General features: G+C 42.4%; 11 protein-coding genes. 10 read left to right on the forward strand and 1 reads right to left on the reverse strand.

The genetic code is table 11. From position 1 onward, the window contains the following. Positions 1-386 precede the first annotated feature (386 nt). The 9 genes from IPP77_09350 (at position 387) to IPP77_09390 (ending at position 7,244) form a co-directional block, all read left to right on the forward strand. Positions 387-1,025, forward strand: a complete 639-nt coding sequence (locus IPP77_09350) for a DegT/DnrJ/EryC1/StrS aminotransferase family protein (GenBank protein MBL0309859.1) — start codon at positions 387-389, stop codon at positions 1,023-1,025. Between the two features lie 355 nt (positions 1,026-1,380). Continuing rightward, the gene (locus IPP77_09355) at positions 1,381-1,545 is read left to right on the forward strand and encodes a hypothetical protein (GenBank protein MBL0309860.1); all 165 of its coding nucleotides are present in this window, start codon (positions 1,381-1,383) and stop codon (positions 1,543-1,545) included. A 13-nt stretch (positions 1,546-1,558) separates the two neighbouring features. Further along, positions 1,559-2,359, forward strand: coding sequence for an IS5 family transposase (locus IPP77_09360; GenBank protein ID MBL0309861.1), 801 nt, complete (start codon positions 1,559-1,561; stop codon positions 2,357-2,359). Between the two features lie 223 nt (positions 2,360-2,582). After that, complete coding sequence (locus tag IPP77_09365; GenBank protein ID MBL0309862.1) at positions 2,583-3,593, forward strand: ketoacyl-ACP synthase III; 1,011 nt, start codon at positions 2,583-2,585, stop codon at positions 3,591-3,593. 3 nt (positions 3,594-3,596) lie between these two features. After that, positions 3,597-3,830, forward strand: coding sequence for a hypothetical protein (locus tag IPP77_09370; GenBank protein ID MBL0309863.1), 234 nt, complete (start codon positions 3,597-3,599; stop codon positions 3,828-3,830). 17 nt (positions 3,831-3,847) lie between these two features. Continuing rightward, a complete protein-coding gene (locus tag IPP77_09375) occupies positions 3,848-4,903 on the forward strand; it encodes a ketoacyl-ACP synthase III (protein MBL0309864.1) in 1,056 nt (351 codons plus the stop codon). Beyond that, positions 4,900-5,676: an SDR family oxidoreductase gene (locus IPP77_09380; protein MBL0309865.1), complete on the forward strand. Its 777-nt coding sequence runs from the start codon at positions 4,900-4,902 to the stop codon at positions 5,674-5,676. The genes IPP77_09375 and IPP77_09380 overlap by 4 nt, the downstream gene beginning before the upstream one ends. A gap of 6 nt (positions 5,677-5,682) precedes the next feature. Beyond that, the gene (locus tag IPP77_09385; protein ID MBL0309866.1) at positions 5,683-6,579 is read left to right on the forward strand and encodes a glycosyltransferase; all 897 of its coding nucleotides are present in this window, start codon (positions 5,683-5,685) and stop codon (positions 6,577-6,579) included. Next, positions 6,579-7,244 carry a GNAT family N-acetyltransferase gene (locus IPP77_09390; GenBank protein MBL0309867.1) on the forward strand — a complete coding sequence of 222 codons (666 nt, stop codon included), beginning with the start codon at positions 6,579-6,581 and terminating at the stop codon, positions 7,242-7,244. The genes IPP77_09385 and IPP77_09390 overlap by 1 nt, the downstream gene beginning before the upstream one ends. Positions 7,245-7,944: 700 nt before the next feature. Here IPP77_09390 and IPP77_09395 read toward each other — a convergent pair. Then, a complete protein-coding gene (locus tag IPP77_09395; GenBank protein ID MBL0309868.1) occupies positions 7,945-9,873 on the reverse strand; it encodes a hypothetical protein in 1,929 nt (642 codons plus the stop codon). Positions 9,874-10,124: 251 nt separating this feature from the next. On the opposite strand from IPP77_09395, the gene IPP77_09400 reads away from it, so the two are divergent. Next, positions 10,125-12,707 carry a fibronectin type III domain-containing protein gene (locus tag IPP77_09400; GenBank protein ID MBL0309869.1) on the forward strand — a complete coding sequence of 861 codons (2,583 nt, stop codon included), beginning with the start codon at positions 10,125-10,127 and terminating at the stop codon, positions 12,705-12,707. Positions 12,708-12,899: the final 192 nt, after the last annotated feature.

The following is a 12,899-nucleotide window of genomic DNA, read 5'->3' on the forward strand; positions in this document are numbered from 1 at the left end:
GGGCTGAGTAACATCGTTGTAATCCGCCGTTAACCTGTTTTTTGGACGAGGGACAAACCCGAAGGTCTGTATGCGGCCCGCCATTGACGTTACAATATTAAGCCCGGTTCTGTAAAAATTATCCAACTAACGCATCTGTCTGTGTGGGCATATCTTAGAAATTCAGCGTGGCTGAATTTGTATGATTATCAAAGAACTGATGTGAAAATAAATCTTGCAAAGCAAAAGCGCAAATTAATCGGGAGTTATTTTTTAGGCTGGTCTATCTTTTAAGAAATTTTGCAATAAAATTGGAGGTTGCTAAGGGTGATCAAGGTCAAAATTCGCTACTTTTGGTAGCTTCAATTGCTGAAAAACAAAAGGTTTAAACTATTTATGCCGCAACAATGAAAGAATCAATAGAACCCCAAAGAAAGCTGAACCCAGACTATGATATGGTTCACCATCCCTATAAAATTGTCCAGATGTTCGAGGAGGAATTAGCCAATTACTGTGGATCCAAATATGCGGTGGCGGTTGATTCTTGTACGAATGCCCTTTTCCTGAGTTGCAAATATTTGAAGGTGGGCGAAGTGACCATTCCTCGAAGAACTTACTTGTCGGTACCTCAAAGCATTATTCATGCCGGAGGCAAAGTGGGCTTCAGGGACGAAGCCTGGAAAGGGCAGTACCGGTTAGAGCCTTACCCCATCATTGATTCGGCTTTGCGCTTTACTTCCGGCATGTATATTAAAGGTACTTTTATGTGCCTGTCGTTTCATTATAAGAAGCACATCCCCATTGGAAAGGGCGGCGCTATTTTGACCGACGACTTGGATGCGGTAGCTTGGTTTAAGAAAGCGAGATATGAAGGGCGCAGTCAGTTAAGTTACTGGAGCGACGACATAAAAGAGTTGGGATGGAATATGTACATGACTCCTGCCGAAGCAGCAGTTGGGTTATCGTTGATGCAAAATGTCAGTATGTTTCAAGAAGACTCAGAAAATAATGGCTACAGAAATCTGGATGAGTTTTTGCATTTCTGAGATGGGTGCAAAAATTATTAGTCCAATAATTTTTGCTCATTTTAATGTTTGATTCAAGGTTGGATGGAGAAGATGTTTTCTATGGAGCAGAAAAGAAAACCGGAAAGAACGAAGGCGGATTACATAAATAACCGACAGAAATTACTGGTAGACGATGTAGTCAATAATACAATCACTAGGGATTCATTTAACTTAGGAAAATGCTTTTTAGTGAATTAGCACCGGTAAGAAATCTATGTGGAAGTACATTAGAGAGGTTTGAAAAACAGATGCACAATTGGGTGTAAACAAGACAGGTTGTGTAGTTGATAGTTAGTGGGATATTTGTGCTATGGATACAAAACAACTGAGTCTTATGGATAACATTTGGTCATTTTCAAAACGGAATAAACAATCAAAAGCAGTGATAATGCTTGCTAAGATAGATGCTGTAGTAAACTGGCAGGCCTTGGTCGCCTTGGTGCAGGTAATAGACAAGAGTAACACTGGTAAAGGGGGGACGCAAACCCTTACCGTTTGAATGGAAAGTAAAAATGTTGTTCCTGCAATATGCTTTCAATTTAAGCGATGAAGAACTAGAAGATCAGTTGATAGACCGATTGAGTTTTCAAAAATTTGTAGGAATCAGTTTTGCCCAAGAGATACCGGACTTCACCACCCTGTGGCACTTTAAAGAGGCCTTAGTGAAGCATCAACTGATGGACCGCATATTCTCCGGCATCAACCATCAGTTGGAACTACATGGTTTGATGTTAAAAAAAGGAACGATAGCGGATGCCACCATCCTAGAGTCAGCCAACAGGCCATTGAGCAAGAAAAAGCGCGAAGTATTGGCCGTCAAGCCCAGTGTTCAAATAGATACAGATGCCCAAAGCACCGAAAAGAATGGCAATAAATACTTTGGATACAAAGGACATATAGGAGTGGATGTAGGCAGCAAACTGATACGCAAACGGAAGTTCACCCCTGCCAATGTGCATGACAGCCGAGCCTTAGAAGATTTGTTAAGCGGAGATGAAAAAAGTATTTGGGCAGATAAAGCCTATCCTAAAAACCAACACAAAACTATTGCCCGAAAATTAGGCATCTACTATGGTATTTTAGATAAGAAGAAACGGGGTGGCAAATTATCGAACAAACAGGAGAAGAGAAACAAACAGAAGTCAAGCGTAAGAGCAGCGGTAGAACACCCCTTTGCCTTTATGCGAAAGAAGCTAAGAATGGGATTGGCCACCGCAAAGACAAAAATGCGCAATGCGTTACGCTTTGATATGAATTGTATTATTTACAACGTGCTTCGAGCAGCGTATTTGATGAAGATAAAGGTGGGGTGATGGGAGTCGTCTGTCCCGTTCATAAAAGACGAACGAAAAGGATAAAAAATCAATGAAAACGGATTCATCAAACCACATAAAAACACTATTCAGCAGTGGTGATGACATCCCAATCCACAAAAAAACCTTTAGCGAATAACAAGTTCATCAATAAATGGGTTTTTCAAAGAACTCCATTATATTCGCGGATTATGATTTGTTGAATTAATATAGGCGATAACTGATGAAATCATTTATAAAAGCAGTAAGCTACTATATACCTGAAAAGAAGTTGACCAATGAAGAATTGGCAGTTCTCTTTCCTGAGTGGAGTGCTGAAGCTATTTTTGAAAAGACGGGTATAAAGTGGAGAGGGGTCACTGCTGAGGGGGAGTTGTCATCGGATATAGCAGTGAAAGCGGCCGAAAAGGTTTTTGAGTCTTACCCGGAGGATCGCTCTGAAATTGATTTTCTGATATTCTGTTCACAGACGCCAGATTATATTTCCCCAAGTACTGCGTGCCTAATACAAGATCGTCTTGGCTTAAAAACAAGTGTTGGCGCTCTTGATGTAAGTCTGGCTTGCACCGGTTATGTTTATTCTTTAAGTTTAGCAAAGGGTTTAATAGAATCAGGTGTCGCAAAAAATGTTTTACTATTAACTGGTGAAACCTTAACTAAAGGGATTTATCCAAAAGATAAAAGTATGCGAGTCCTATTCGGTGATGCGGGTACTGCTACATTAATAGGTAGCAGAGAAAATATAGGAATAGGAAACTTTGTTTTTGGTACAGATGGCAGCAGAGCAGATTGGATGATGATCAAAGCAGGTGGATTTAGAAATCCCATTAAAGAAAACTTTTCTTATCCCGAATTGGAAGATGAATTTGGCAATATTTATTCCGACAGGCATGCTCACATGGAAGGACCAAATGTGCTTTCGTTTTCATTGGAAGTTGCCAGTAAGACGGTGCGCGAATTATTGGCATTGACATCTAATTCTTTAGATGAGATTGATTATTTCATCTTCCACCAGGCGAATTTATTTCTATTACAAACTCTTCGTAAGCAAATTAGAATACCGGAGGAAAAGTTTTGTATAAATTTGATGTACACGGGAAATACTGTTTCCAATTCTGTACCGATTGCGCTTTCTGATTCGATTAGTAAAGGGAACGTAAAAGCAGGAGATAGGGTCATGTTAGTGGCTTTTGGTGTAGGTCTTTCTTGGAGTGCAACGATTATCACAATATAGATTATGAATGATTCTTTAGAAGTATTTTTAGGTAAGTTGGTAAGAGAGTTAGAATTGAAAAACCTGGATGGGTTATCTCCCGATCAGGTATTCCGCGAAATGGAGGAGTGGAGTTCTATGAAGGCCTTGATGGTTCTTGCTTTTATCAATATTGAGTATGAAAAAAACTATACAGCGCAGCAATTGAGTTCCTGTAAGACTTTTCGCGATGTATATAATGCAATCGCTAACAGTTGAGCCGACAGTAAATCTCCATGGCGCAACTTTCTTTCCATAATGTCCGAATTGCCGGGGTGAGTGCCTGCGTGCCCAAACAAATAGTCCGCAATGCAGATTATGAATGGATTAGCGAGGAAGAAAGGAGAGAATTAATCAAGGCTACCGGTGTGGTAGAAAGGCGCATAGCACCCTCGGATGTAACCACCGTTGATTTGTGTTTCGCAGCGGCTCAACAACTGATAGATAAACTTGAGTGGGACAAAGCAGAAGTGGATGCTTTGGTTTTCGTTTCCCAATCTGGCGACTACCTTGTGCCAGCTAGTTCAATCATCCTTCAAAACAGGCTGGGGCTTTCAAAAGATTGTATGGCGTTTGATGTCGGCTTAGGCTGTTCCGGTTTCGTATATGGATTGTCGCTGGTCAGTGCTTTGTTGGAAAGCGGGAGTATTAAAAAAGCATTGTTGTTGGCCGGAGACAAATCATCCATATCTGCTTCGCCAACAGATAAAAGTACCTACCCTTTGTTTGGAGATGCCGGTACCGCTACCGCGCTTCAATATCACTCTACTGCATCGAGTGCGTTTTTCAACTTGCAAAGTGATGGCAGTGGATTTGAAAATATAATTATTCCTCATGGAGGTGCAAAACATCTGATTGATAAATCCTCTCTGGAAGTGCAAAAGATTGGAAAGGGGATTGAAAGGCGACCTTTGGATTTAGTAATGAATGGTGCGGATGTTTTCGATTTCGCTCTGCGCGAAGTCATTCCAAACATCCGAAAAACACTGGCATATTCATTAACTAGGATGGAGGATATTGATTATTTTGTACTGCATCAGGCAAACCGCTTAATGAATGAAATGCTCCGCAAGATGATGAAAATAAACGAAGAGAAAGTTCCCTACTCTATTGGCAAATTCGGCAATACCAGTTCTGCTTCTATTCCTTTAACTATGGTCGCCGAGATGAAAAGTGATTTAGAACAAAAACCTTTGCGATTATTACTCAGCGGTTTTGGGGTAGGATTATCCTGGGGCACCTGTATCTTGCATACCGACAAAATCATCTGCGTTGACCTAATTGAATTATGATAGACAAAACGCCCTTTCATCTCCTCGGGAAAACAATTCTCGTTACCGGTGCTTCAGCCGGAATCGGAGCGCAATGCGCCATCAGTATCGCTGAAATGGGTGGCAAAGTGGTGATTACGGGAAGAAGTGAAGAAAGACTGAAAGATACTTTCAATAAACTGGAGGGCGAAGGACATGATTCTTTCACCTGTGATTTAACCGATGATAACAAGGTAAAAGAGCTCGCGGCTTATGTGCCCCTATTAGATGGTGCGGTTCATTGCGCAGGAATAGTTTCTCCATTTCCGATAAAATATATTAACCGAAAGAAAGTGAATGAAACTTTCGACATAAATTTTACTTCCGCAGTCTTGCTCATGTCCGCGCTCCTAAGTGGTAAAAAAGTAAAGCCGCAGGCCTCTATAGTTTTTATTTCATCCTTTGCAGGGACGTATCCCTACCGGGGAGGAGCCATGTATGCAGCTAGCAAAGCAGCCTTGGAGAACTATAGTGTAGTATTGGCATCGGAATATGCTTCAATTGGATTAAGGGCTAACTGCATTTCACCGGCGCTTATTAAAACCGGAATATTGGAGGAAGCATTTGGGGGAGATAGGGCGGAATACAAAAAAATAGTGGAAGCCAGGCACTTGTTAGGTTTTGGAGAAACCGTAGATGTTGCGAATATGGTGGTGTTCTTGCTTTCTCCAGCATCAAGATGGCTGACGGGACAGAATATTATTCTGGATGGTGGCTATTTATTGGGCTTAGTTTCTAAAATCACAAATGAGTAGCAACAGGTGACGCATTCTTTTTCTATAGTAGTACCTGTATATAATTCGTCTGACTCATTATCTGTGCTTTGCGAGAAATCATTTAAAACATTTGTAAATGATGAGGTGGAAATAATACTGGTTGATGATGGTAGCAATCAGAGCACATGGGAACAGATAAAGAATCTGAAGATTCAATATAGTGATAAGATAAAAGGCATTCGACTATCAAAAAATTTCGGACAACATAATGCAACCCTGTGCGGGATTAATCATGCCACCAAGAAATATATAGTAACCATAGATGATGACCTGCAGTATTTGCCGGAATCCATTCCATTATTGCATCAAACACTTCTTGAAGGCAATTTTGATGTGGTATATGGTTTGCCGCTGGTTAAAAAGCAAAGCCCAATTAGAATATGGAGCCTTCAGATTCTATATGCAATAGCGTGGCTGCTGGATGAAAAAGTACCCAAGACTTCTGCCTTTCGCCTCATGAAAAGAGAACTCGCCCATCATTTGAAATCCTATAAGTTATACTATGTGATTATTGATGTGGTTCTATCATGGTACAGCACGAAAATTGGTTATTGTGAAGTGCCTCATTATAGCCGAACCGGCAACCGGTCTGGCTATTCCACTTGGCGCCTGATGAAAATGACCATGAAATCGGTGATTGCCTATTCGGCAATTCCCTACAAGATTTTTATCGGTTCTTTTGTGTTGGCTGGGTTAATATTTTCTTCTTCTGCACTATACTATTTCATGTCAGGCGAACTATCCATTGAGATATTGGTTGCCATTCTGGCTTTTTTGTCGGTCTTATTTACCTTGGGTTTTGGCTTGTTGTTTGCTTACTTATATCATATCGCCGGATATATGGGGAATAAGCCTTTATACCTAATAGCTGAAGAGGTCTGATGATTATTTATCAATACGATTTAGTTTTTCAGCGGCTCAGGCAGGAGCATATCGAAGAGTTAAGACAGTGGAGGAATGCGGACAAGATCAGAAGCCGCATGGAATACCGGGAATATATAACGCCCGAAATGCAGCAAGCCTGGTTTCAAAGGGTAAATAATATCGAGCAATATCTTTACTTGATTATGTCGCACAAGGGGAAGCGTATCGGGGAGATTCATGCGAAGGAACCGACTAATAATCGTTGTGAAGCCGGCATGTTTATTTGGGATGACGAATATGTGGATACGCACTATCCGGTCATTGCTTCGGTCCTGATGTCAGACTTGAATTTTTATTTCATGCAAAACTTATTTGTAAACTGTAAAACGCTGAAAACTAATCCTCATGCGATCGCGTACAATAAAAATTTTGGTTTCAAACTTTGCGATGGGCAGGAGAACATGGAAAACCAGCTATACACGCTTGAAAAAAGGGATTATGAGTCCAACGCTAAGCCTGTCAGAAGAATGCTTAAGAACATCTATAAGGATATGGACGACATCATTACCATACAATTAGAACCGGAAGATGAAAAAAATGGAGTGGCGGAGTCTGCAACAAGGTATTATGAGCAGTTTGATGAGCAAAAATCTCCTGTACGATTTCAACTGATTAAGAAATAAATAGCCGTCCATACCCAAACAGAAAACTACAAAAGTCTTGGAGACTTTTGTAGTTTGCGTTGACAAATTGTCTGAATATCTTTCCATTTTTGACAGGCGGAATGCTATTCGGTACCCATCTCCAGCTATTCGGTACCTGTTAGTAAGAGATAGGTCCCTGTTCGCAGCTACTCGGTCCCTGTTAGCTAAAGACAGGTCCCTGTTTGCAGCTACTTGGTCCCTGTTAGCCAGAGACAGGTGCCTGTTAGCTGCTATTCGGTCCCTGTTAGCCAAAGACAGGTCCCTGTTAGTAGCTACTCGGTCCCTGTTAGCTAAAGACAGGTGCCTGTTAGCAAGAGATCGGTACCGAATAGCTGCTATTCGGTGCCTGTTAGCCAAATACAGGTGTCAAATAGCCCTTAGGGTGCGCCAGATAGCTTACGATACGCTATAATATGTAGCTCTTAGTCATAAGAGCACACGTTTTTGGTGGGATTTACTGCTTTTTCGGCTGCTTATAGCTTCTGACCGGGAATTTTCTCTTAGTCGAAGATGTATTTAAGAGTTTTGACGAAGGCCTCGCCTCATACATTATATATAGCTCGGATTGCTTGTTGAAAGAAATAGAGCGATTTTCTTGTCTATATTGACTGAAAATTACACTATTTTAATTGAAAACATGTGTTTTGTCGGTATTAAGCCGTGTTATACCTGTTCGGCTTTATGGTGACGGCTTTTCAGCCGCAATGTCTATTTCTTTGATAGCATCCACCACATCCTGTCTTTTGGGATTAATGGTTAGTGCCTTTTCAAAATATTTTCGGGCGGTTTCAGAATCACCGGCCTTTTTATAAAAGAAGCCCATGTTGGCAACGCCTGCTTCCAGATTAGGTGCTCGCTGCAACGCTTTTTGGTTATAATAAATAGCGCTGTCCTGCTGACCGATTTCTGAATAAAGGACAGCTAATTCAACCATCGGCGCCAGATAAGTAGTATCTAATTGAATCGCCTCTTTATAATATACAGCGGAGGAATCGTATTGTTTCATACTGAAGTAGCAATAGGCTAGGTCGTAACGGTATTGGCGACTTTCCGGTTTTAGTTCCACTGCTTTTCTTAGGTATTTAACCGCTTCCGTATTATTGTGATAAACTCCGGAAAGAATTTGAGCGACTCTCGCCATGGTGGCATCTCCATTCGGATAAATTTCAAGTGCGCGATTGTTGTGGTTCATAACTTTCTGGAGCGTCTCTTCTGTTGCCGGTTGTTGTCCCTTTTTTATTGCATCAAATAATGCTTCGGCATAATTGTTATGCGCCACGTAGGAATTTTCCAAATGCCCCATATCTGCACCAAAAAGGCTGAGATAATCTTTCCAATCGGCATTTCGGGAGTATGTTTTGATTGAATAGAAGAGCAACACGGGAACCAGTAGAATCCAAAACAGCGGCTTTATTTTTTCTAAGGGTTTTCTGTAGTCAATTTCTGATAGGCGGAACAACAGCAGCGCAAGAGCGAGGCAAAACCCCACCGAGGCAAAAAGGGCAAGTCGTTCCGCCACGATACCCGGTGCCAGCAACAGTATGTTTGAATAGGGAGCCAAGGCGAGCAGATACATTAGAATGGCCAGCGAAAATGGACGGCGCTCACGGATTCCGAATAGGGCAAAAACAAACAGGGCAAGATGAACAGCGAGATAAAATAAAGGCCGTAGCTCCCAAATTTTTTGTAATGGGATCATGTCGTATCCATAATACCAACTTAGCGGATGTGGGTAGATCATCTTAGTAAGATAAAAGCCCAGACAGTTCATACTGGTACCGGTGCGCAGCCAGAAATCCGGGTTGCCCGTCAATGGATTTTCTACAAAATCGTAGGTTCTGCCGGTAGAGAAGAGAGGGGCGTTCAGTATATAATGTTGAACGACCAGAGTATAAGCGACCGTGACCAGCAATAAGCCCAAACCGATAAAGGACAAAGACACAGGCTTGGCATCGCGATGAGCAAAGTATAAAACCAGCGGTGCCCAAAAAACCACTATCCAGCTACTCTGCTTGGACATAATCGCCAGTAGGTATGAAATGATGGCGAAAATCCAAAACACTTTCCGTTTTTCATTCATTGCCTTGATCATGAAATAGAGCGTTCCAAAAGAAAAAAGAAGTGAAAACAATTCCTCCCGGTTTTTCAGGCTGGCCACCACTTCGGTATGTATGGGATGGGCGGCGAACAGCAGCGCTGCTGATAAAGGTAACAGCGAATGATAGGAGGGAAAGACCAATCCAAGGAGATAAAACAAGAGCGTGCAAACCACGCCATATAAGAGTGCCTGAATGAAGTGACTTATGTGAGGATTCTCATCAAAAAATATAAATTCTATCGCGTAGGAAATCTTGGCCAATGGCCGATAATCCTCATGTTTTTTTCCGCCCATAACGAAATAGGGAGTCGTCAGTATTTCAGAAATAGCCTTCAGGCCTTTCTGTGCTGAATATTCCTGCCGAGCTATAAACTCATCATCCAGCGAGTAATTATTTGGAACCGTATTGACATAAAGCAGAGAAGCAAATAAAAAAACAAGAACTCCGGCATAGCGGTGTAACGTAGAATGATTGACTCGGCTTATAACTTCTTTTTTTGGATGTTTCATTCTTGCCACAATGATAGAAAACTCTATTTGTTTCTATTCAGGTCTAATTTTCTTTCTTCTTTCCTTTTGTCTTTAAGTTAAAATTTAGTCTATTTAGAATCAATAATTACTTTTACCTCAGCAAATGAGCCCACTCAAGAAAACATTTTTCAACTCGGGAATTTGGGGTGGGCATGACAAACGAAAATCCAGAGAGAATTTTAATTAGAACTAGGCAGCATAAATTTTCCATCCACTATTCAATATCTATTATGACAAACTATCTTGCAAACATTCTAACTACCCCCAAAAGCAACACCAGCATGCAAAAATTTATGATCCTTAAAGAGTTCCAACTCGGAGCCTTACGCTCGAAACTTCGTTTCTTGATTCTTCCGGCTATCCTTTGCTCGCTCCTTATGATGGATGCAGGCGTTTCAGCACAAGTCCCTACGCTGATCAAAGTGGGTACCGGTACTGGTAACCCGGCTACAGATACAGACCCGGGAGTAACGGTGGAAGCTGCTTCTCCTTATGGCTTAACAGGAAGCGTTGCCAGCGGGAAAAAGGTGCAAATGATTTATACTAAAACCATGATTGAGAGCGCGATGACTACCGCAGGCTTTACGCCGAGTGCCGCCTTTATTCATGATTGGGCGTTTAACGTAACCAGCGCTGTAGGCGGAGGAATGAAAGCGATTAATTATACGGTGAAGATGGCGAATGTAGCCCAAGCAGATATTTCAGGAGGTTATTATACCGGTACCATGACGACGGTTTATACCCTCCCCTCTCTTCTAATGGATGCTACCGGATGGATTACATCTCCAACTTTTGCTACGCCATTTACATGGGATGGAAGCAGCAATTTATGCATTGAGGTGTGTTATAGTGATAATAATACTACTGGCAGCTATTCCAATTGGGGCGCGGCTGAATATACGGATGTCGTAAGCAGTAATCAAATGGGTTTCATGGTTTCAGGTTCCGCTTGTGCCACTCCATTTCCGGGCACCAATACGCCAACCACCCGCCTCACAAATATTGCAATGAACATTACCTCGGCAGTTCCCTGTTCCGGTTCGCCGGCTTTAACCACCGCATCAAGTGCTACTCCCTGCATCGGTACCAGTTCTACTCTCTCGCTTTCGGGCTTGACAAGTGGCACGGGCTATACCTATCAGTGGTTGCAGTCGAATGCTCCCGGTGGAACTTACATAAACGCTGCCGGAACCTCAACCGACAATACCTTTAATACTCCTACTACCCTGCCATATCCCACTACGTATTATAAATGTGATGTGGGCTGTTCTAATTCGGGTCAAACTACTCGTTCTAACGAAGGCACTGTAAGCAATGCCCCCTTCCTGACTTGTTATTGCGTTGGAACTTATGCTACAAATAATTGGGGCGTCCGCGGTATTACCAACGTAGCGATTGGCGCACCCGCCAGTCCGACAATAAATAATAGTTCCACTGTGGTGGACGGAGGTATTGGTGGCACCAGCTATACCTTATATGCGGATTCAATTGTCGGCTTGGCTGTTTCAGATACTTATGACCTGGCGGTTACGGTTGTTAATCAGGAGACCTCTTATGTCCGGGCTTGGATTGACTATAACCAGAATGGAGTTTTTGAAGCGACTGAAAGTTTAGGCTCGTTTACTAGCGCAGCAGGCACTTCTACCACCAATATCAACTTCACTGTTCCCAACTCCATCCCCTCGGGCACCACGGCTATGCGCGTACGGTACCTTTCTCAAACAGCTGTAGGGACGGGTGATGCTTGTACTAATTTCTCCGGTGCAACGGATGCCGGCGAAACGGAAGATTACCGGGTGGAAATCACCGGGCCATGCACCCCTCCATCCACTTCGGCCACTGCGTTTAGCTCTAATAATGTGTTGCCTACTTCGGCTGATATTTCTTTTATAAGAGGCAATGGAACCGGTGGCGCACTTGTATTGGCCCGTGCCGCAGGAGCTGTCAATGCAGACCCCTTATCAGGTACCGGCTACACCGCCGATGCAGTTTTCGGCAGTGGCAGCGAGATAGGAACAGGCAACTACGTGGTCTATAATAGAAACGCCGCAGGCACGGTGATTGTTTCACTCACTAACCTATCTAACAGTACCCCATACTACTTTACCATCTATGAATATGCAGGCAGCGGATCGTCAGCTTGTTATAAAATGATGGATTCATTGACCGGCTATTTCACTACCCCCTTATGTGTGGAGCCTTCTAATCCGCCTACCGGCGTTTCTGTCGGTTCCATTGATTCTTCATCTGCTACGATCCTCTGGACACCGGGGAATGGAGATGCCAGTTTGGTATTGGTGAAACAAGGTTCAGCGGTTGATTCAGACCCGGTTCAGTTGACCGGTTATACAGAGAGTGCTACTTTCGGCTCAGGCTCACAAATTGGAACCGGTAATTATGTAGTGAAAGCATCTGTTGGAGACTCGATCCACGTTACCAATTTACTTCCCGATACAACCTATCATTACAAAGTATATTCGTTTAACACTTCTACGAACTGTTATCTCCTGTCTGGAGCAACGGGTAATTTTACTGCTTCATCCAACTCAACTACCGGCTTAACTGCGATCCCAAATAACCAACTTCCTATCTGGAGTGCTGACAACCGGTTGTTTATTGACTTCCGTGGTCAAACCAAGGTGGCTGCAGAGATTGAGCTTTACAATATCATCGGTCAGTTAATCAGCAGCGAGAAGTTTGGTCGCTCTTCAATTTACTCGAAGGAGATTCCGAATTTGGAAGCTGCTTATGTGATTGTAAGAGTAAAGAATGACGGTATGGCTACCGCCAAGAGATTGTTTATCGGGAAGTAAAAACTATAAAAGTCTCAAAGACTTTTGTAGTTTAGAACTCCTTGGGAAAATGAATAGCAAAGATGTGGGCTTTAGCCCTGAAAGGTATTTTTTGAAGAAGTCTAATTCCAACTACAAAAGCAAACTACAAAAGTCTTCAAGACTTTTGTAGTTTAAAATTCCGTCTATTTTCTTTGTCATTTAAGACCAAAA

The organism is Bacteroidota bacterium (genome assembly GCA_016722375.1).
GTDB lineage: Bacteria > Bacteroidota > Bacteroidia > Chitinophagales > LD1 > Bog-950.